Here is a 22,154-nt window from a genome sequence, read left to right as displayed (position 1 = left end):
GGAAAGCGCGCCTGCGCCCATCATACGCCGCGGGGCGGGCGGCCAAGCCCCTTCCCGCAGCACCGCAGGCGTAACAGTTAGCGGCGCAAAAGACGCAGGATCGACTGCTTGCGCGTGAACTCCTGTTTAACTGCCAAAAGCGGATGCCAACGTTTGTGTGCCACCTGTGCAACCCCTTTAAACCGGCGTTTACACCTTGGTGGCAAATGTGATGCGTAAATCGGGCGTGCGGTGAGGTTTGTTAGGGTAAGGTAAATGTCAGCAGGGCGGAGAGAGCCAACCTTCGAACTGACTCCGCTAAAGGTAGCTTTGCCAATTGGGGTGGAAAGAAAGTAGAGTGTACTAGGTTTACGTCTGGTCCTTGCGCTCGTTGTACCATTTAAAACTGAAGAATAATGCTTGTAGCGGAAAACCTATAAAGCAAATGGCGAGGAATATGGGGCCTCTGCCTCTAGGCCATTGGAGAATGTCATCGTACCAAATCACACACGAACAAATTGCCAAAACGCCTACGACAACCGTCCGCCTCGCTTTCCGCATATTGGACAATCGCTTCCAGCTAGACACTATGTTTGCTCCCTGCCACCGACCCGTTAGGCTGTCACTCTCGGAAGCAGACTTTGGTGCAATGCGCAAAACTTTACAAGAATGGCTCAGGGCTTGCATGCGCCAGCGCGGCGCGCGCGAAACGGCTAATACGGGGTTTTGAATTCTGCTGTCCAGCCTCTAAGGTCAATCGAGCAGAGCGCTGGTCAGCCCGGTCTCATGCCGAAGGCTCTGGGCCATCGCTGGCCCGCCCCTCGGGGTGGCGATGTGGCTGCTGGAGCAAACATCTAAACTGTAAGATGTGTGTGGCTGGCAAAAAGCGCAGCAGAAAGAGTGTCAGTTCGCCTCCTCCCGTTTCAGCGATAGCCCGGCTTGGGTTATTCAGGTGCCAAGATGGGTTCGTGTCAGGCGATCGATCCATCCGGGCTTGTCCCAAAAAACAGGCCAATGCCACGCACTGGCCTGTTCCGTTTCATTCCGCAAGTTGGTCCCTCAGTTGACGGTCACCCAGCGCAGGATAAAGAAGTTGTCTGGCCGTTGCGTCAGCTCGACATTCGCCTTGGCGCCCCAGACCAGCGGCTGGACATAAAGCGGCACATAAGCCACTTCATCTTGCAGGATCTGCGTCACCTCATCGAGCATGGCCTGACGCGTGCTGTCCTCAATCTCGGACTGGATCAACGGTAGCAATTCGTCCACCCGCGCGTTCGAAAATCCGCCAAAATTCCACGAGCCCAGCTTTTTCTCTTCGTTTGGCGTCGATGCGAGGAAGCGGATGGGGTGCTCGGCGTCAAACGTGCCGGGCGACCAGCCCAGAAGGTACATGTCGTAGTTGTCGGCGCGCAGTTCGGGCCAGTAGTTCTGGACCGGCATCGCATCCAGCACTGCCGTGATCCCCACTTGGGCCAACATGCCGGTGACGGCCTGGCACACGGCCTCGTCATTCAGGTAGCGGTCGTTGGGGCACTTGAGGCCAAAGGAAAACCCGTCGGCATAGCCTGCTTCGGCCAAGAGCGCGCGAGCCGCATCGGGGTCAAATGCAGGACGATCGGCAAGCGCCGTAGAATAGCCGCGCATTGCGGGGCTGACCAATTGGCTGGCGGGTTCCGCATTGCCCCGCATAATCGTTTGCAGGATTGCGGGCACGTTGACCGCATGAGCCACGGCCTGACGTACGCGCACATCCGCAAATGGGTTGGCGTCGGTGGTTTCGGCCGAGTATTTCAGCGCGTCCGCCTCATGTGGGAAGCCCAGCATGATAACCCGCGCCTCGATCCCTTGGATCACCTTGACCTCACCGTTGCCGGACAAGCGGGCGGCGTCCTGGATCGGGACGGGGTTGATCAGGTCGACGTCGCCCGACAGCAGCGCCGCCACAGCCGTCGCAGGGTTCTGGATCGGCGTCAGTTCAGCGCTGGTGATGTTATGCTCGGCTGTGTCCCACCAGCCGTCAAAAGGTTCAAGCACGGTGCGCAACCCAGGCTCGCGCGTGGTGACGCGAAACGCGCCTGTGCCATTGGTGTTCAAAGTGGCGTAGTTGCCCGCCTCTTTGTCGGGAAGGGCGGCGCCATTGGCCTCGGCCCAGCCGCTGTCCATCATCATCCAGTTGGCGATGCTGTCGGGAAAGATCGGATTAGGTGCGGTTGTCATGATGTCGACGGTGTAATCGTCCACAACCACCACATCAGAGACGGGTGCAAACCAGCTGCGCGTGTCGGACGCCTCGTCGCTGGCCCGCTGGTAAGAAAAGAGAACATCGGCGGCATCAAAAGCGCTGCCATCATGGAACGTCACGCCCTGGCGAAGTGTGAACCGCCAACCTTCACCGGCGCCGATGGGCTCCCATCCGGTCGCCAGCGCAGGCTCAATCGCCATATCCTTGCCGCGGCGTACCAGCCCCTCGTAGACGTTGTTGAGAAAGCCCAGAACGGGGGCCGAGTTCACCGCATGCGGATCCATCGTCTGAGGGTCGGTTGTTTCCGCCCATTTGAAGGTTTCGGCAAAGGCAGGGGCAGCCAAAACGGTGCTGGCCAGCAGAAAGGCGCGTATCATGAGAGCGGTCCTTGAGCAGTTTCGATATGTGTGAATGGTAAGAAGAACGCCCCGGCGCGCATACGGGGGTAAATGGGGACCGCCGCGCGGCCCCCATCACGTTTAGTTCATTTCAAAGTACTTGATCTTGGGCGAATCCTCGGGCTCGACCACGGTGCCGACCGACGCCTTCATCCCCCAGTTCAGCACCTGGTGGTGCAGCGGGATGTAGATGGCTTCGTCCTGCACCACTTCCCAGATCGCAGCGATATCCGCGTTGCGGGCTTCAAGGTCGGTGTTGGACGCAAGGCTCACGATCTTTTCGTTCAGCGCATCGTTGTTGTAGCGCGTCGCGTTCCACGAGCCGTATTTGTCGTCGCGACCGTGCACGAGGAAGTTAAAGATGTACTCGCTGTCGTAAGTTGGAACGCCCCAGCCCAGCATGTAGAAATCCGTTTCCAGATTGCTGAGCAGTGGGAAGTGCTGTGCCTTGGGCTTGGCATCGAGGTTCACGGTGATCCCGATCTGCGCCAGCATGCCAACGGCTGCCTGGCAGATGCCTTCGTCGTTGATGTAACGGTCGTTGGGGCAATCAAGCTGGATTGCAAAACCGTCGCTGTAACCGGCCTCGGCCATCAGCGCCTTGGCCCCTTCAATGTCAGTCACCGACGAGGCGTCCATGTCCGCATCCCAACCGTTCACGAATGGCGGGGCAATCATGCCCGCCGGATCAGACTGGCCACGCATCACGACCTGTTGGATCGCATCGCGGTTGATCGCCATGGACATCGCCTTGCGCACACGCACATCGGCCAGAGGGTTGGCCCCCTCGACATTGTCATTGGCCAGATCCGAGTCGCCGGCGTTCAGACCGAAGAAAATCACCCGGTTCTGGGCCGTGGTCCGCACGTCCAGACCATCAGTGCCTGCCACACGGGCCAAATCCTGGACCGGCACATCCTGAATAAAGTCCACCTCACCTGAAAGCAGGGCTGCGACCCGCGTTGCGGGGTTCTGGATCGGGGTGTATTCGATGCGGGTTACTTGCAGTGGGAACTCATCCGCACCCCAATAGCCGTCATAGGCCTCAAGCACGGTGCGCACGTCAGGCTCGCGGCTTACAAGGCGGTAAGCACCGGTGCCATTGGCATTCTTGGCCGCAAATGTGTCTTCGCCACCCTCATAGTCCTGCACTTTGACAGCACCATTGGCTTCGGCCCAGTCCTTGTCCATGATGAACATGTTGGTCAGGTTATTGGGCATGATCGGGTTGGGGCCATCGGTCTCGATCTCGATGGTGTAGTCGCCCACAGCACGGACCTCTTTGACCGAGGCCAACAGCTCTTTGTAGTCACTGTCTGGCGTCATCGCACGGTTGAGCGAGAACACCACATCTTCGGCGGTAAAGGCCGCGCCGTCATGATACGTCACGCCTTCGCGCAGTGTGAATGTCCAGATATTCGGGTTGTCCGTCGATGGCGCCCATTCAGTGGCCAACGCAGGCACAATCGCGCCCGAATGGTCACGCATGACCAGCGGTTCCATGATCTGGTGTGCCAGCGTGCTGGTGGGCCCTTCGTTCTGGGCATGTGGGTCAAGCGTGAGCGAGTCGCCCGCGCGCGCCCATTTCAGCGTCTCGGCGCTGACAAGGGCCGTGCTGGACAGCAATACAGCCGCCGACAGGAGTGTCGTGAATTTCATAGGTCGTCTCCCCATTGTTTTTCTGAGGAGAGTGTTGGTCACTCTGCGACGATTGGCAAGCAGGTTGCAGGCTTCGACCTGATACGATTTTGACGGGACGCATCAATTTCGATCAGTTTTGTCTCGGTTTTTACTCTGCCGCTTGTTGGAAAGGGGGGTGCAGCAGGAAGGGCGCGTCAAACTCGTCATCCGTTTCAGGATGTTTCGGGGCCGCTTTGCGCACCCGGTGGATCAGGGCGAACATCGGCGGGGTGAAGTAGAACGACACCACCGTGGACAGCAGCACACCGCCTGCCACCGACATTGCAAAGGGCGGCCAGAATCCGCCGCCTGCAAGGATCAGGGGCAGGAACCCCCCGAAGGTGGTGATCGTGGTTGACACGATATGGCGGCTTGATCCCATGACAACATCGACCATCGCCTGTTTGTCGCCGCTGGCGGCGGCCTCGTCTTCTTGCAGGCCCGACAGGATAATAATGGCGGCATTGATCGACACCCCAATTGATCCGATAACCCCAATGATCGCGTTGATCCCGAACGGATATTGGAAAATGGCCAGCGCCAACATGCTGAGCCCGGCGCTGAGGCCAGAGACAATCAGCGTCACGACCGTCAACCGGAAAGAGTTGAAGGTAAGCGCAATCGCCGCGATAGACAGGGTGACGATCAAGCCGAGCGAGGCCAAAAGATCGCTAAGCGTGTCGGCGCGCGCGTCGCTGTCGCCGCCCAATTCCAGGCGGTAGCCTTGGGGCAGTTCAAACCCGGCCGTGTCCAAAGCCGTTTGGACTTGGGTCAACGCCTCTTGAGGCAGCACATCACGCAGGATGAAGCCCTGCACCGTGTTCACACGCTCGCCATTGCGCCGGGTGATGGTGCTGGCAGCGGGAGTGAGTTCAATGGTGGAAATGGCCGAAAGGGGCAGGGCGGGCCAGCGCCCTTGGGCCGCAAGGGCTGTGGCGTCGGGCCTCAGGATCGGCAAGTCATGGATCGCCTGCATGGAACCGCGCGTGGCCTCGCCCAGACGCACCCGGATCGGCAACTCCTCGGCCCCTTCGACCATGGACCCGCCGGTGATCCCCTCAAGCCCCGCCTGCATTTGTCCGGCAATCTGGCGCAGGTCGAGGCCCATCAGTTGGGCTTGGGCCTCGTCCACAGTCACAACTGCCTTGGGCGCGCCGCCGCCGATGGTGCTGCGGGCCACGACAACGCTGTCGACCGATGCCACGATACGCCGCGCCTCATCGCCCAGGGCACGCAGGGTTTGGGTGTCGGGGCCGACGAACCGCAGTTCGACTGGGGCCGAGACGGGTGGGCCCTGAACCAGACCGCGCACCAGGATTTCTGCCTCGGGTGCCGTCAGGGCAAGCGTTGCCTGCAGATCGCGCAGCACCTCTTCGGTTGCTTGGGGGGATTGGGTCGTCAAAAGGGCCTGCGCGTGGCCAGGCGCGTTCTCACGGTCGCCCACGATGTTGTAGTAAAAGGCGGGGGCCGACCGGCCGACGACCCACATGACCTGTTCGATCCGGTCGTCGCTGGTCAGACGCGTGCTCAGGCGATCCACCACGTCCCGGGTCGCTGCAATGCCGGTGCCAGGCGCGAGGTTCACCTCGATATAGAACTGGTCGCGGTCCACGCCGGGAAAGAACTGCGCCGTGAGAGTGGGCAGGCTGAGAAAACCCATGAGCGGCAAGACCAGCGCCAGCGCAATGGAGCGCAACGGATTGTACACCGCCCACCGCAGGCTGGCGGCAAAGGCACGGGCGACAAAGCCGCCTTTGATCCCGCCGCGTGATCCGGACGCAGGCAACAGGTGCCCGGCAATGGCGGGGGTCAGAGTAATCGCCACGACAAAGGACCAGCCCAGCATAATCACCACAGCAATCGCGATGGAGCCCACGAAATCACCCGCAGGCCCTGGCAGCAGGATCAGGGGTGTGAAGGACAGCGCCGTCGTGATCGTCGAGGCCAGAAGCGGTGCAAAGAGCCGTTTGACCGAGCCGCTGACGGCCTTGATCCGGGCCACGCCCCGTTCCAGCCTTTGGCCGACCTCATCCGTCATCACGATGCCCGCATCCACCAGCAGGCCCAGCGCCACAATAAGGCCGGTGACGGACATCTGGTGGATCGCAAGACCGATAAAGTTCATGGTGAACAACGTGGCCAGCGTCACCACCGGAAGGATCAGTGCTACGATCATGGCTGAGCGCAGGCCAAGCGTTAGCAGCAGCACGGCGACGACAAGGCCCACCCCGATGGCCATGTTCTGGCCCACTTCTGCCAGCCGGTCGGCGGTGTATCCGCTTTGGTCAAAGGCCAGATCAAGTGAGACGCCCACAGGCACATCACGCTGATAGTCTGCGATCACATCGCGCACAAAGCCTGCCCAGACATCGACCTGAAGGCCCGACTCCAGCTTGGCGCCCAGCAATACGGCGGGTTTGCCATTGTAAATCGCAAGCTCGGATTGGGGCAGGCGCGGGCCGCGCGTGATCTCTGCCACCTGGCTCAGGTAAGTGACGGCCCCGGTGTCGGACTGGCGGATCACGATCTCGCCCAATCGATCCAGTGCCTTTACCTCACCTGCAATGGACACCAACAGGTCGGAACCGGTCGGGCGCACGCGGCCTGCTGGGCCTTTGGCGTCGGCCTGCGCGATGGCGCGGGATATATCGCTCGCCGTCAGGCCGAGTGCGGCGGTGGCCACCGGATCAAGGGTGACCAGCACTTCATCCTCGGGCGCGCCAAATACCTCGACCAGTTCGGTTCCGGGGATATTTCGCAAATCTTGCGCCAAATCGCGGGCATAGCGGCCCAGAACGGTGCTTGGCACGCCCTCGGGTGCGCTGAAGGCGGCGATGGCGGCAAAAGCGCCTGCGCCGTCGGTGTCGAACTCAGGCTCCAATGCGTCGGCGGGAAGGGTAGGGGCCAGCGCGCTCAGGTCATCGCGAATTTCGGCCCAGACCTCTTCGATCCGGTCGTTGGGGACGGTCACACTCAATTCGACCGACACGATGGAAATGCCGGTGGACGAGGCGGACGAGATCACATCGACTTCGGCCACCTCGCGCAGCACATCCTCGATTTCTGAGGTGACCAGAGCCTCGACCCGCGCGGGATCCGCGCCCGGCACAACCGTTGTGACGGTGCCAAAGATGTTGGTGATTGTCGGGTCTTCCTGCCGCCCGATCGCCAAGAGCGAGGACAAGCCCGCGGCGATGATGACCAGCAGGGCCAGTGCCACGATGCGGGGTTGACGGAAGGTGAGGCTTTCCATCACTCCGCTCCCGCGATGCGCACAACGTCACCGGGTACCAAACGGTGTGTCCCACCGGGCAGGATCAGCGCGTCGCCTTGCAGCGTGCCGCGCACATAGGCTGTGTCGCCGTTGATCTGCATGACTTCGACGGCGGCGGCCTGGGCCACATGGGTGCCGTCACGGTCGGGCGTCAGCACCATAACCGTCCAAAGGCCCCGTACCCCGTCGCGCAAGGCGCTCAGGGGTACGGAGTAGCCGGCAACAGCTTGGGAGGTTTGAACCGTGAGGGTGCCTGCCGCCAGATAAACGGGATCGTCGGTGTCGATTTCAAAAAGGGCAGTGCGGGTGCGTGTCTGGGCGTCCAGATCAGAGCGGAAGCCGACAAAGCGCGCGTCATATTCAGTATCCCCCACCGCGATGGTTGCAGGGGCATCCGCCACGAGGGGGGCGACTTTGGGGTCGAGGCCCACGCGGAAAATGGCGGCGGTGTCTTTGCGGACGTCGATAATAGGGGTGCCCACACTTACGATGGCACCGGGATCCGCAAGCCGCGCGCCGACCACGCCGTCGAAGGGGGCCAGCAATTCGGTTTGCGACAGGCGCACATCGACCTGGGTGATTGCTGCGTCGATCTCGGCCATTTGCGCCTCGATGGCGACAAGGCCAAGGGCCACATTGTCCACCGCCTGATCAGAGGCAAAACCGCGATTGCGCAGCTCGGTCTGGCGGGCCGTGGTGCGACGCGACAACTCGGCTTGCGCCTCCAGCGCTGCATGAGACGCGACAAGCCGGGCGCGTTCGGTCATCAGGATGCGCGTATCCAGCTGCGCCAGCACCTGACCGCGTGTGACGCGGTCGCCTTCGTCCACGTTCAGGACGTTGAGGCGACCGCTCTGCTCGAAGCCAAGGTTGACGGTTTCGGCGGCCTCGATCTGGCCATGGAACGTGCGAATGGTGGTCATCTGGTCAGATGGCGAGACGCGCAGCGGTGCGACAGAGGTGATGGGGGCCGCAGGCGGCGCGTCAACGGCAGCGGCCCGTGTTGCCAGTGTCGCACTGCCCAACCACAGGGCACCGCCGGCCAGCGCCAGCACCGAAACTGTGCCCGTCAGGGTCACAAATCCACGCAGCGCACGTTTCCACAAAGAGGCCTTTACAGAGGCGGTTTGAGTGGGTTGCGCCATGGGCTGCTCCTTGACATCCTGAAAGAAGATATGAAGTTAGTTGTACTTACTCTTGTCGAAAGACATATGTAATAGCCACTTACTTTGGCAAGGCATTCGGGCAAAAAAAATGGAAAAAACGGAAAAGCAAAGCGGTAAGACGCCGTACCATCACGGGGATTTGCGCGCGCATCTTGTTGAAACTGTTCGACTTTTGGTTGAAGAGAAAGGCGCCGACGGGTTTTCAATTTCTGAGGCAGCGCGGCGGGCCGGGGTTAGTTCGGCAGCCCCGTACAAGCATTTTGGCGACCGAAACGAGATTGTGCGCGCCGTCGCCTTGGGTGGCATTGAACGTATGCGCGCCGAAATGGACGCCGCTGCCCAGGGGGCCAAAGGCGACCCGATCGCCCCGATTGCGGCTCTTGGCATGTGTTACGCCGCGTTCGCGCGCCGCGAAACCGGTGTGTTTCGCCTGATGTTTGGCCTGACCAAAGGTCATGACGAGGATCCCGAGTTGCAGGCTTTGGGCGATGCTTGTTTCGACGTGGTCAAACGCGAGGTCCGCGCCTTTATGCCCGAAGGCACGCCCGAGGCCGAAATCGAACGCCGCAGTTATATGCTGCACATGTTTGTGCATGGCCATGCGTTTCTTGAGATCGACGCCAAACATGATCTGGACCTGAGCCCGGATCAGGAGGCGCTGCTGATGCTGGACGTTGCGCAGCGGGTGATGCGCTAGCCTTTGAAGAGCCGCGCAAAAAGCGGCGCGCCCAGGATCACCACGAAAATGCGCAAGACATGATGCGCGATGACAAAGGCCACATCGGCCCCCACAATCAGTGCCAGCACCGTCAATTCTGCTTGCCCGCCGGGGGCGAAGGCCAACAGCGCCTCCATCCCCGGGGCGAGGCCAAGGCCGTAAACCGCCTCGACAAAGATCAGGGTGAGAAGGATCAGGATCACGCAGAACCCGAGACCTGCGGCCAGATCGCGCCGCACTTCGGCCATGGTGATCCCGGTGTATTTGACCCCCACCGTCATCCCGATAAAGAACTGCGCAACCCAGATCGCCTCGGCCGGGGGCCGATGCTGCAACAGCCCTGCAAGGGCGCAAGCGGCCGCCACGATCAATGGCCCGAGGATCGAGGCCCCGAACATGCCGATGGCCTTTGCCCCCTGCCAACCGATCAGCGCACAAGCCACCATCAACAGCAATTGCGCGGGGGCAATCGACGTTGCAGGCGCACCGGGTGGGTTGCTGAGGTCCGCGTTCCAAACCCCTTGCAGGATAAAGGGCAGGGCGACCACGATCACCAGCACCCGCGTCGCATGGATCAACGACAGGCTTCGCGGATTGCCCCCTGCCTCTTCTCCGAACACCAACATGTCCTGCAAGCCGCCCGGCATGGTCGAATAGTAACTGGTGGCAAAATCAAAGCCCCAAAGCCGTTGGAAATAGGGCACCCCGATCAATCCGATGGATAACACCATGACCGGGATAAGCATCAGGGTCGGCCACATTCCGATCATGGACATCAGGAGTGGCGGCGTGAACGTGGCCCCCACGGCCACCCCCAGAATGGTGCGCATCCCGTCGTTCACCGGTTTGATCCCGCGCATCCTGACCCCGGCCAGAGCGGCCAGTAAGCAGGCGATGATCGGGCCCAAAAGCCACGGCAGGGGCAAGGCCAGGGCGTGGAAAATTGCGACCCCGATGCCTGCGATGACAAAGGTGATCACGATGGGGATCATCGTTGCAGCACTTTCAGACGGTGGCGCAACGAGGTCTGCAAATGCGCCTCGGCGGCGGCCCCGGCGGTGGCGGCATCCCCGGCGGCGATGGCGTCGATGATGTGCTGATGCTGCGCTGTGACCACTTTGATCCGCTCTGCATCATCTAGGGTCGTGGGCCCCAAGAGCATCAGCGCGTTGTTCAGCGCACGGGCTGCATCCATAAGGAAGCGGTTGCGGGTGGCCAGGTAAATCCCGCGATGAAAATCCTGGTTGAGGGCGGCCGCCACGTCGGGTGTGCTGGCTGCGATGGTTTCGTTCAGTTCTGACAAGGCGTCCACTTCGGCGGGGGCCGCGTGTTTGGCGGCCATCTCGGCAGCGGTCCGCTCCAGCACAGCGCGCATCTCGTAAAGCTCGACAAGCTCCGTGTGGCTGAGTTGGCGGATCACGGCGCCAAGGCGGGGCCGATGCTCGACAATGCAATCGGCCTCCAGGCGTCGCAGCGCCTCGCGAACCGGAGTACGTGACAGGGACAGTCGCGCGGCCACATCAGTTTCGCGCAGCCGGTCGCCAGGTTGAAATTCGCCGCCGCGAATGGCGCCGAGCAGGCGGGCATAGGCTACCTCGCCCTGGCTCATATCAGGATCAGACATCGCAGGCCCTCGCTAAAATGTATCCGCTGGGATACATCTCTTGCCTATCGAAGCGCAGCTGTTCTGTCAAAGGGCATGACGGCCAGCGCCTCGCTCAATAATCCTTTTCGATGAAAATCCCGATACTGGTGTTGCTATCGGCCCCAAGGCTGCCGCGCGCCGTGATGTTGGGCGTGAGGTCAATGTTCAAGGACACCTCAGGCCCTTCAGCGCCGCCGACCGTGACGTCGGTATAGACGTTGTCCGAGATGTATTTGCCAGCCCGCACAGATGTGTTGCCTTCGTCATCCGTGCCTACGTCCAGGTCATCAAGGCCAAAGGACCCGCGCAACCGCGACACAATCCCCTCGCCGCCACGCCCGGCCAGTTGGGCCACGGCATTGGCCAGTTGCAGCGCCTGAAAGGCGGAGAGCTGAGTGATGTCGCGTCCAAAGAAGATCTGCGCCAGTACCTGATCCTGCGGGGCCTCAGGTGTGGCTTCAAAGGTGACTTCGGGGGCATCTGCCGGCCCTTCGATAATGATCCGGGCAGTGCCGGTGTTGGTTGTCGTTGCCGCGATAAAGCGTAGGAACGGTTCAAATCGGCCGCGCAGTTGCACAAGCCCCTCATCAAGGTCGAACCGCTTGGTCAGGACGCTCATCCTCCCCCGTATCAGGTTGAATTGCCCGGTCGAAATCGTATCGCGCGTGCTGCCCGTCAAATGCAACGATCCGCCCACTTCTGCGCCAATCCCCCGCCCGCGCACAAAGATGCGCGAGGGCGCATTCACGGTGATGTCCAAGGGATAGGCGGGGCCTGCGGCAGTGGCGTCAGATGATTGGCTCAACCCGGCACGATCGCGGGTCCGCATAACGGGACGGGTGGCGCCGACGTGGTTGATGTCGGGCACCGCGCCAAAAGTGGAAATTCCACTTGAAGGCACCTGCACCGTCGTTTCCCCCACATTGATCGTGCCATCGATCCGCGCCCCGCCTTGCAGAGCGCCATCAATCCGCACAGCCCCGTCAACGGTGCTGGAATAGAGCTTGGCATCCGACACATTCACCGCTGCCAAGGCGATGTCGATATTGGCGGGATAGCCGCCTGTCAGCCCAATGGGGCCGGTGATCCGGATCGTGCCGCCCTGGGTCACTCCAGCGCGCAGGTCTAGTACCCCTTGGGTGCCGTTCAGGGTCACGGCCCCGCTGATATCGTCGAACGACAGCGGCAGGTTGGGGGCCGCCAACCGCGCACCTTGCGTCGTGATCTGACCCCGGACCGACGACAGGGCGGGCGGGCCGTTCACCGTCAGATCAAAGTTGGCAACGCCCAGGACATTGCGGGGCCGCAAAAGCCTGTTTGCCAACCCCAACTGGGCCTGACCTTGCGCGCTCAATGCCAGATTGCCGTTGTTCGCCACGCGCCCTGCCACGCGGGCCTGTATGCCTGCGGGGCCGTCGATATTGGCGTCAATCTCGTAACCCGTGGCCACCTGTTGCGCTGTGCCGCGCAGCGCGACAGCGCCCGCGATGCCGGGAACAAGGCTGCCCACATTGGGCAGCCCCAGCACATAGCGTGCGGCGGCTCGGCCATCCGTCAGTGTCAGCGTCACGTCGCCCGTGCTGGCATAGGGGCCCTTGATCTTCGACGTCACGCGCCAGCCGCGCGCCACCTGTTGTACCGTGCCGTCCGCTGCCAGTGTGCCGCTCACCTGCGGGACCAGAGGGGCCAGGTTTGGAACACTCAAGGCGTATTCGGCCGCCAGAGTTTCTTGGGCAAAGGTCCCTTCAACGGTCGCAGTGCTGTTCTCCGGGCCGTCGACTTCCGCGTCGAAGCGCCATGCCCCGTCCATCTGAACCGCCTTTGCCACAACCCGCGCCGCGCCGCTGATCTGTGGGACAAGGGGGGTGACATCAGGTATTTCGGCCGTCAGATCAACCTCTGTGCGCGCCGGGTTGATGATGGCCGCCACTTCCGCCACCGCATCCAGCGGGCCGGTGGCAGTTGTCTGGATCGTCCAGGTATCGCCGCGTTGCGTGGCCGAGCCGTTCAGGGTCAGCGGGCCGTTGACGGCCTCGGTCACCAGCCCCACATCGGTCAATCCGAGGTCAAACAGGGCCTGCGTGCCCTGGCTGGTTAATGTGGCACTTGCGTCCGCGCGCAAGGCCGGATTGCGCAGCGACAGCGCATCGACAAAAGTGCCAGCTTGGTCCCGCCGCGCCGTCAGATCCACCCGTGTTGTCCCCGTCAAGAGCGCATCGGCCTGTGCAATCCCGACGCCCAGATCACGGGTCTCGCCCTTGATCTCGACGTCAAAGAAACCGCCCAACGCGGCAGAGCCGGAGGCGGCGAGTGTACCTTCGCCGCGCAGTGCCACACCTGCCAACCCGGCAAAAGCAGACAGATCGCTGGCGGTCAGTTCGATGTCAAAATCCGTGTCAAACCCTGCGTCGAAACCGTCAATCTCGGCCAAGCCGCGCAGCGCCCAGTCTGCGCCGGACAAGGCCATGTTGCTCAGGCGCAGCGGCGCGTCCTCGGTATAAGCCACGTCCAATCCGCCCCGGACCACGCGGCCGATGGCGCGGGCCACGTCCGCGTCGTCAAAGTCAAAGCCTTCGCCATCCAAGTTCACCCGTGCACGTATCGCACCAATCGCATTCACGTCGCCGCTCAGCGTGCCATTGATGCCAAGCGCGAGGCTGTCGGCGGCCACGCCCTGCGTGTCCAACCCCGTAACCGCAACTTTCGCAGTCAGGGCATCACCATCTTCAGCGTCAAAGCTGATGGCAAGGTCTGCCCGGTCAATGCGCAGTGGTGCGCCGGTGCCGGGCAAAAGCACGGGGGTGCCGTTGGGATCAGCAATTTCGCCCTCAAGATCAAGCAGGATGGGCCAGGCATCCGCGTTCAACGCCACCTCACCGCGCAGCGCCAGCGCTCGGGTGCGCAGGTCGAGCACGTCGAGGGCAATCGCACCCGTCCCGTCGCGCGCACCTTTGGCGCTTAGCCTCACATCAGTGCCAAAAAAGGCGGCGTATTCTGGTAGAAACAGGGCCGTCACATCACCCGCCAGATCGGCCTCAAAGGTCGTCGCATCCTGTGCCCCGGTGCCGAGGCGCAATTCACCCTCAAGCCTGGGCGCGTCATCGGTGCGCAGGGCCAAAGTGGCGGCCAAGTCGTTCAGGGTGCCGTCGCCAGCGATCTTGAGGTCCAGGCTGGGCCGGTCAGGCACATTCAACAGACCGGAGATCAGGCCCCCCGCTGGTTCGGTCAGATCCAAGTCAAGCATGAGCGCGCGGGTGTCATTCGCAAAACTGCCTGCAACATTGAACTGCCCGCCGGGTCCGTCAAGGCGGGTCGCCTTGAGTGCGACATCAGCCGCTCCGCCCGCCAATTCCGCCGCCCCCGACAGCGACAGGACAACAGCCTCGCCCAGCAACGGCGCGCCGATGGCAACCCGGCGGATATCCATCGTTTCAATTCTTACAGAGGCGGGTAATTCCGGCAGGGCAAAGGGCTGCGCCTCGGGCGCGGGGCCTGCATCTGGTGCAGGCAACGGCGCGCGCGCAACCTCGATCTGTTCGGCGGTCAGCGTCTTGATTTCAATGGCGCCGCGCAGCAGCGCAGACCGGTTCCAATTGATTTCGACACCGCTCAGCGATAACCAGACACCATCCGCGTCCGCCACTGTGATCTGATTGATGGTTGCGGTGCTGCTGAACGCGCCCGCGAACCCGTCAATACGCACTGCGCGGCCCTCGCCGCCCAAGGCTCCCTCAAGCAGGCCGGTGAGGTATCCGCGATCTTCGTCCGCATCCTGGGCGATCAGGGCAAAAGGCCAGAAGAGACAGAGCAAAAGGACCAGAACGCGGGTCAAAACGATTGTCCAATCCCGATGTAGATCTCAAGTCCCGAGCCGTCATCGGGGCCAGAGGCCGGGACCGCCATGTCAAAGCGGATCGGGCCAATTCCGGTGTCGTAGCGGATGCCCGCGCCTACACCGCTGTGCCATTCGCCGTCTTGTCCGTCAAAAAAGCTCTCGGGCCCGATATAGCCTGCGTCATAAAAGCCGACGACCGACAGATTGCGACCGGTTTTCACCCGCACCTCGCCCGACAGGCCAACGAAGGACCGTCCGCCAACCGTGACCGTTGGGCTCAGATCGACACCAAGTGATTGATACCCCTGGCCGCGCACCGTGCCGCCGCCGCCTGAATAGAACAGGAAGTCAGCGGGGGCGTCGGCAAGCGATGGCCCGGCAACAGAGCCAAGCAAACCGCGAAACGCCAGTGTCACCCGGCTGCCCACTTGGCGATAGGTGCGCAGATCAAGGGTCGTCAACAACCCATCATCCGTGCCCCCCAGACTGACAAATGGGGTAAGCCCGATTTCGGCGTAATAGCCTGATGTGGCATCCAGCGCATTGTCGCGACGGTCAAATGTCGCACGGAAAGACAGAGTGGCGATGGTGTATGTCCGCTCGCCCAGATCGTCGCGGGTCTTGGCGGTTTGCAGGCCCACGCCATAGCTGTATTCCCGGTCGTCGCTCGCAAAATAGAGCGTGCCCACCTCGATACTGGCGGTGCGCGCAAAATAGTTGACCTCATCCTCCTGCTCAAAGGCGACAAGGCCAAAGGCCTCAAGGTCGGTGCGAAACGTGGCGGGGCGCGACAGCTTGGCCGAGATGGCATAGTCAATGCCGCCGGTGTCACCTGCGATGCCTGCCACCTCACCCTCAACCAAGAGCCGTTCGGCCCCGCCAAAGATGTTGCGGTGCAACCAGCTGCCGCTCAGCGTCAGGCCGTCCAGCGTGCCAAACTCGGCGCCAAAGCTGTAACGGCGCGGCAATTGGTCGTTGATCGTGGCAGTGACGTCCAGGGTGCCATCGGGGTTGGGTGTTTCCGCCTCGGTCAGGTTGGCGGTGCCAAAGGTGCCGGTGCGCCGCAACCTCTTTTGCACAAGCGCCAGATCGTCAGGGTCGAATACCGCGCCACTGGGCCATCCCGCGATTTCGCGCAGGCGAGCCTCGCGCACAGCGCTTTCGCCAGTGATGGTCAATTTGCCTAAGCGTAGGCGTGGACCGGGGTCGAGGGTGACGGCGGCATCAATGACACGGTCCGGATGCCGAGCTGTGATGGATTGCCCTGCCACTCGCGCTTTGGCATGGCCCTGTTTTCGCCAGCCCTCGATATGGGCCGCGGTCGCGCTGCGCAGCACCGAAACACGAGCCGTCTCGCCGGGTGCAAATCCGTCTGTCCCCTCGGTCCCTTCGGCCTTTGGGCTGATGCCGATACGACCAAAGCGGAAAACCGGTCCGGCATCGACCGATAGAACTACGGAATTGACCCGTGCGGGAGGCTGCACCGGCGAGATTGCAGCGGCCTCGCGCCCATCCACGAGGATGTTGATGGTCGGTCCGAAATAGCCCGCATCATAGAGCAGTGCGATGATGCGCCCATAATCGGCCTGAGCCGCACTCAGGATGTCGATGGGGGTGGCAGGCTCTGCCTCGGTGTCGTCCTTGATCGCTGCCACAAGAGAGGCTGCGCGGATCTCACTGGCCAATGTGCCATCTTCGGATTGAACAGAAACGTCAAAGGCCGCGGCCCGGTCGGGGCCGACAGTCACGGCAATCAAGGTTGCCGTGGCAAGGCAGAGCAATCGTTTCATCTGGCAGCTCTCCGGCGCTCGCAGCGGCGCGGTATCCCTCCACATCGCAAATTCACGGGCCAGGTTCCAGCCCATAGAAGGCGCTTCGCGAAAAAGTGCAGTTTGAGCGATCAAGTGCTCAGTTTTTGGCGGGTCTTGAGTGTCGTCTCAGGTGCTGACGTAACCCGCCACCACCTGAAGCAAGCGGAAGGCGGTTGCAGCATCGTTTTCAACCACGGCCATGAAGTCTTCTTCGCTGATGCGAAGGCAGGTCAGTTCGGATTTGGCGCGCATATCGAGGGCGCGCGGTTCGCCGCGGATCAGACCCAATTCGCCCACTAGCGCGCCACTGCCTACGGTGGCAATCAGGCGCGGGTCGGCCCCCTCTTGCGGCAAAAGCAGATCGGCCTCGCCGTCGATCACCATATAGGCCCCGTCGCGTGGGGCGTCATTCTTGTGAAACACGTAGTCGCCCTGCTGCGCCGTGTACCAGCGCGCGCCAAAGGCCAAGAGGCGCAATTGTTTGCGCTTGAGGCCCGAGAACATGGGCGTGGCGCTGAGCGCATCGACCTTGCGGGCCAGATCGGCACCGACATCACTGTCGGCTGCGGCCCGTGCGCCCTCTGCCCCCACAAGGCGGCCCTGTTGAATCTCGAAATGCATGTCAAAGGCGCTTTCGTCCTCGAACGCCTCATTGAGAAAGATCAGCGTGGCTTCGGGCAACAGGCGACGCAGGTTGGAGAAAAGCGCCTCTTGCGCCTCGGTGTCATAGCTGGCCATCACCCGGTCAAGGATCAGAATATCGGGCCGTTTGATCGTGGCGCGGCTGATCGACAAAGGCTCTGCAAAAAGTGCAGGCAGGTTCGCACCACCCAGCGCAATAGGCACGTCAAATACGAGTTCGAGAACCAGTGGATTGACCCCTTCGGCCTGCAACACATCCGACACGACGCGGCGCAGATCTTCGGCCTTGGTCCCGGCACTTTCCGACACTTTGCCATAGATCACGTTTTCCAACACGCTCAGACCCACGAGCGGGCCGTCGGGCGTGATGGGCGCAAACAGGTCCTCCATCTGGGCGCGCAGGGCGTCGGCGTGGCCCTGGCGCATGTCCAGCACCTTGGCGCGGACTTCGTCCGGAAAGGCGGGGCCGATCTGTTCTGCGGTGATGCGCGAAGGCACACTCAACAGCAGCGCCAGTTCTTCGTCTGTGATCGTGGTGCCGGGAGACTTCCGCGTCACCAGATCAAGGGCGGCCTCATAGACGGCCACATCAAGGCCCACCTTGCGAAAGAGCGGATGATCAGTGCCGTTCGCGCCAAAGATCTGGCGCAAGAGGTCGATGATGTTGCGCGCCAGCTCTTCCAGATCGCCCGCAAGCTTCAGCTTGTTCAGCAGGCGCAGGAAATCGATGCGGGCGGCCAGCACCTCGGGCGTAATGTCGATGCGCGGGGTCGCGAATAACAGGTTTTCAGCCACGGGCAGAGCGGGGTTGTAGGCGTCCGGCTCGAACCGATGCACGAATTTGTCCAGACCGGCATCAGCCAGCGCCTGCGCCACTTTGGGCCGCAGCGCGATCAACGCTTCGCTCAGCTTTGGATGGGCTTCTGCGTCGCATTGCTGATCCATGGCACGTCGGGTCAGGGCGGCGCCGCTGCCCATCCCTTCGATCAGTTTCGTCCACCAGGCGCGCAGATCATCGGGGCTGTCGACGCCGGCAATGGCCGGGTCCAGCCACTGCGCGCCCAGCATGTCGGCGGTGTTGCCTGCGCGCACAGCCTCGCGGGCGAAATCATCGGCCTCGACCCCATCCACAGGTGCAAAACGCACGGGCATCAAAACGTTATCGCCAAAGCTGCCCTGGAACATGATCGGACGGGAGGTGGCGTGACCGACGCGCTTGGCAATCACCGACTGGTGCAGCGTCTTGATGTCGTGACCTGCAAGGGTCACGGTGCCGCTGGTGGTCAGTGTCTCACGGGTCAGCACCTCGGCGAGGGCGCGCCGGTCTTCATCATTGGTGGCTGAAATGCCGATCACGGCACCGGCGGGCAGGGTGACAGTGATATCCTCCAGCACCGGGTTTCCGTCGCCGTCTCGCACTGTGACCTGATCCAGCACGATGTCGCCCGTCAGGCGGGGCACATCCTCGACGGGGCCATAGACCAGCGCGTCATCCACCATGCCTTCGGGCGCGAAACGTTCCGTGATCGTCTCCCACCGCAGGGACATGTCGGCGGACTGGTTGTAATAGGCCAGCAACTCTTTCCAAGGGGAAGACAGATCCTTGTAGGCGGCGAGGGCGGCGACCAGTGCACCGATGGTCACATCGCCCCGGATCACCAGATAACCACCAATGGAGAAAAAGAAGAACGGGGTCAGCTGGGTAATGAAGTTATTGATAAACTTCATAAAGAATTTCTTCTGGTAGATCTGAAAACGGATGTCGAACAGACGGCCCAATCGGTCCCCGATCATCGCCATCCGGTAGCGCCAGCCGCCATTCACTCGCAAGGTCGAGGCGCCCGCAGCCCCCTCGCCAATTTCGGCGGCCAAGGCACGCACCTGGATCACGCGTTTCTTGTTCAGCTTGTTGATCTGTTTTTGCAGCCGCGGGATCAGCCAGGCCTGAAGCGGGATCAGCGCACAAGCCGCCAGCCCAAAGGCCACCGACTGAAAGAACAGGAACCCGAGGATCGTGAGCATCTGACCCGCCTGCAACACAGGCTGCGCCACCGCATCGCCCATGAGGCCGCCCATGGGTTCGCTTTCGGCGGTGACCATGCTGACCAGTTCACCTTGGCTGGTGCGCTCAAAGTAAGGCTGGGGAAAGCGCAGAATGCGTGCAATCAGCGTATAGCGGAACCGGCGCAATAGCCGTTCGGCCAGCACGCCCTTCATGGTGTTGATGCGCATTTTCATGATGCCATGCAGCAGCACCGCCACCAGAAACGCGCCACAAAGCAGCAGCAGATACTGCACCTGCGTGAACTCAAACCCATAGGCAGAGATCGAGGCAGAGCCGGAGCCGATGGCATCGTTGATGATCCGTTTGGGGAGTTCCAGCGTCAGATAGAGCAATGGAAACAGCGTCAGCGTCACCGCCAACAGGATCAACTGGTCCCGCTTTGAATAGGCCCAGATAAAGGCAAAGAGCGAACGTTCTATGAGACTATTTCCAAATCTGACGCCATCGGCGGATGGCTTGGGCGGCAGCCTAGCAAGTCCGAGCCCGACAAATCAATGCTTTGCGCTGGATGATTGCAGCACAGGCGCAGGCAGCCTAGGGTATGGGCAAACCATGACAAGGATATGCCTTGGCCGACCCTGTGATCTTTGCGCTCGCGCTGTTGTTTTTGTTGCAAACCAAGCATCTGTTTGCCGATTTCTACCTGCAAACGCCCCGGATGCTGGCCGATCGGGGGCGGTATATCCATTTTGGGCGGCTGCAACATGCAGGCCTGCACGCAGTAGGATCGCTGATTGCGATGGTGTTGCTGGGTGTGCCGATTGTCTTGGCACTGGTGGTGGCACTGGTGGAATGGGTGGTCCATTTCCATGTGGATTGGGGCAAGGGGCGCTGGTCTGATCACACGGGCCACGGGCCGACCCAAGCGGGCTATTGGCGCGCCTTTGGCGTTGATCAGGCAATCCATCAGTGGACCTATCTGGTGATGGTCTGGGCGGTGCTGCCTTAGGCCCTAGTCAGGCGCGCTGCTTTTGGCGGCAAAGGTCGGGACCGGTTCGGCATAGCCCTTAAGCGGGATCGCCTCCAGCGTTTCAAATTGTACATCCGCCAGCCCGTCACCCGCATCCCGCGTGGCGCGGTCGATCAGCACCTGTCCTGGATCAGCCTTGGAGCACAGCCGCGCCGACAGGTTCACGGTCGATCCGAGCACGGTGTAATCCATCCGGCTTTTGGCCCCCATGGCGCCCATGACCACCTCACCGGATGCGACGCCGATGCCCACATGCAGATTATATTCGGGAAACTTTTCAAGCAGATCAGCCATCGCGTCGATGATCTTGACAGAGCAGCAAATCGCGCGCTGCTCCATCGCGTCGCCTTCAAAGACAGCGACCAGCGCGTCACCGATGAATTTGTCCACGTCGCCCTGATGGGCCTCGACGATGCGGGTCTGGACCTCAAAGTATTCGTTCAGCGCCTCGATCACGACTTCGGGTGCGACCCGTTCGGAAAACTCGGTATAGCCACGAATATCAGTAAAAATGACTGACACCTTTTTGCGAATACCGCCGCGCGACATGCCTTCATCGGCGCTCTGGATCGCTTCCATCGTGCCGTGGCTCACGAATTTCATCAGCTCCAGCCGTTCGCCCAACTCGGCGATCATGGTGTTCACCCGCTGTGACAACTGGCCGATCTCGTCGCGGACCTTTACGTTGGCGACACGGGCCGAGAAATCACCGGCGCCCACCTTTTCAACCACATTGCCGATCTTGAGGATCGGGCTGGTCAACCGGCGCGCAAAGATCAATGCGCCGATGCTGGCCAGCGCAAAGCCAAGCGCGCCGATGATCAGAATCTGCCGAGTGATGGCGTTGACCACCGCATAGGCGCTGTCTTCGGACAATTCGGTCACAACGGCCCAGGGGAACCAGTCGGGAAAGGCATAGGCTCCCAGCATCTGGGTGCCATCCGGGCGCGTATAGTTTTGCAGCGCATTGGCTCGTGCCCCCGCCACGATCAAAGGCAGGGCCGATTGCACAATGTCACGCTCAATCAACTGGACCTGCGTTGTGCCCAACACGGTGCGGCCCGCCTGGTCGATGATCGTGATCTCGCCGCGTTGGGCAAAGGGGTGACGGTCAACCAGCTGGGTCAGGGTCGTGAGCCTGATCCGCGCGGCCAAGGTGACCTGACGACCCGCAATCCTGGTGTTCAGAGGCAAGGCGAGGGTTGCGATCCAATCGCCTGTCGCTTCAATCCGCGAAATCAGCGGACGACCATATTGTCCTGTCGCCTCGATATTCTGGATCAGATCGGAAGACACCGTCATCAGTGCAACAGGGTCCAGACCTTGCGCCTCCAGCCTTTGCGAGAACGCCTGATCGGTCGCCATGATCGGCAGGTTCGACCCGGCGACCGCCAATTGCAACGACACCACATCGGGCAGCTCTTGCAGGCCCAGCGTCAGCAAAGATACTTTTTGCGGCACGTCCAACTCGTCACTGTCGATGCCGTTGCGAATAACCATAAGCGGGGACAGCCACCGGCCCTGAAATGTTGTGTCGAACTGGTTTTGCAGTTGGGCCGCAACGGTTGTCAGGTCTTCGTTCGCGGCTGATTTCAGCTCGTCCCGGGTCAGCGTCGTCAGGTTCTGGCCCACAATGGCTAGTGGGACCACGGCCAGCAGCGTGGCAAAGAAAAAGAACTTGAGGCGTAGAGGGAACCACATGGCCTGTCTCTATCCGATCCGGCAGCGT

At 61.6% G+C, this 22,154-nt stretch carries 12 protein-coding genes; 2 read left to right on the top strand and 10 right to left on the bottom strand.

The features are described from left to right. Positions 1-1,038: 1,038 nt before the first annotated feature. The 4 genes from Q1A44_RS11160 to Q1A44_RS11145 all read right to left on the bottom strand — a co-directional run bounded on the left by Q1A44_RS11160 (position 1,039) and on the right by Q1A44_RS11145 (position 8,718). On the bottom strand, positions 1,039-2,598 hold the full coding sequence (locus tag Q1A44_RS11160) for an ABC transporter substrate-binding protein (protein ID WP_299624534.1): 1,560 nt from the start codon (positions 2,596-2,598) through the stop codon (positions 1,039-1,041). Positions 2,599-2,700: 102 nt separating this feature from the next. Beyond that, positions 2,701-4,278, bottom strand: coding sequence for an ABC transporter substrate-binding protein (locus Q1A44_RS11155; protein ID WP_299624531.1), 1,578 nt, complete (start codon positions 4,276-4,278; stop codon positions 2,701-2,703). 130 nt (positions 4,279-4,408) lie between these two features. Next, positions 4,409-7,552: an efflux RND transporter permease subunit gene (locus Q1A44_RS11150; protein WP_299624528.1), complete on the bottom strand. Its 3,144-nt coding sequence runs from the start codon at positions 7,550-7,552 to the stop codon at positions 4,409-4,411. Beyond that, complete coding sequence (locus tag Q1A44_RS11145; protein WP_299624525.1) at positions 7,552-8,718, bottom strand: efflux RND transporter periplasmic adaptor subunit; 1,167 nt, start codon at positions 8,716-8,718, stop codon at positions 7,552-7,554. Before Q1A44_RS11145 ends, Q1A44_RS11150 begins: the two co-directional genes overlap by 1 nt. 109 nt (positions 8,719-8,827) lie before the next feature. On the opposite strand from Q1A44_RS11145, the gene Q1A44_RS11140 reads away from it, so the two are divergent. Beyond that, on the top strand, positions 8,828-9,436 hold the full coding sequence (locus tag Q1A44_RS11140; protein WP_299624522.1) for a TetR/AcrR family transcriptional regulator: 609 nt from the start codon (positions 8,828-8,830) through the stop codon (positions 9,434-9,436). On the opposite strand, the gene Q1A44_RS11135 is transcribed toward Q1A44_RS11140, so the two are convergent. From Q1A44_RS11135 to Q1A44_RS11115, 5 genes are all read right to left on the bottom strand, one after another. Then, complete coding sequence (locus tag Q1A44_RS11135; RefSeq protein WP_299624519.1) at positions 9,433-10,449, bottom strand: AbrB family transcriptional regulator; 1,017 nt, start codon at positions 10,447-10,449, stop codon at positions 9,433-9,435. The two genes, Q1A44_RS11140 and Q1A44_RS11135, sit on opposite strands and share 4 nt — an antisense overlap. Further along, positions 10,446-11,081 (bottom strand): GntR family transcriptional regulator, encoded by a 636-nt coding sequence (locus Q1A44_RS11130; RefSeq protein ID WP_299624516.1) that lies wholly within the window; start codon positions 11,079-11,081, stop codon positions 10,446-10,448. The genes Q1A44_RS11135 and Q1A44_RS11130 overlap by 4 nt, the downstream gene beginning before the upstream one ends. A 94-nt stretch (positions 11,082-11,175) precedes the next feature. Next, positions 11,176-14,934: a translocation/assembly module TamB domain-containing protein gene (locus tag Q1A44_RS11125; protein WP_299624513.1), complete on the bottom strand. Its 3,759-nt coding sequence runs from the start codon at positions 14,932-14,934 to the stop codon at positions 11,176-11,178. Beyond that, positions 14,931-16,727: a BamA/TamA family outer membrane protein gene (locus tag Q1A44_RS11120; protein WP_299624510.1), complete on the bottom strand. Its 1,797-nt coding sequence runs from the start codon at positions 16,725-16,727 to the stop codon at positions 14,931-14,933. Before Q1A44_RS11120 ends, Q1A44_RS11125 begins: the two co-directional genes overlap by 4 nt. A gap of 147 nt (positions 16,728-16,874) precedes the next feature. Further along, positions 16,875-19,823, bottom strand: a complete 2,949-nt coding sequence (locus Q1A44_RS11115; RefSeq protein WP_299624507.1) for an ABC transporter transmembrane domain-containing protein — start codon at positions 19,821-19,823, stop codon at positions 16,875-16,877. Positions 19,824-20,023: 200 nt separating this feature from the next. Here Q1A44_RS11115 and Q1A44_RS11110 point away from each other — a divergent pair, with 200 nt between their 5' ends. Next, the gene (locus Q1A44_RS11110) at positions 20,024-20,404 is read left to right on the top strand and encodes a DUF3307 domain-containing protein (RefSeq protein WP_299624504.1); all 381 of its coding nucleotides are present in this window, start codon (positions 20,024-20,026) and stop codon (positions 20,402-20,404) included. A 3-nt stretch (positions 20,405-20,407) separates the two neighbouring features. Here the strand turns inward: Q1A44_RS11110 and Q1A44_RS11105 are convergent, their stop codons facing one another. Beyond that, positions 20,408-22,126 (bottom strand): adenylate/guanylate cyclase domain-containing protein, encoded by a 1,719-nt coding sequence (locus Q1A44_RS11105; RefSeq protein WP_299624501.1) that lies wholly within the window; start codon positions 22,124-22,126, stop codon positions 20,408-20,410. Positions 22,127-22,154 lie beyond the last annotated feature (28 nt).

Source organism: uncultured Tateyamaria sp. (assembly GCF_947503705.1).
Taxonomy (GTDB): domain Bacteria; phylum Pseudomonadota; class Alphaproteobacteria; order Rhodobacterales; family Rhodobacteraceae; genus Tateyamaria.
Note: the sequence above shows the minus strand (reverse complement) of the source record. Positions and strands in the feature narration are given on the sequence as shown.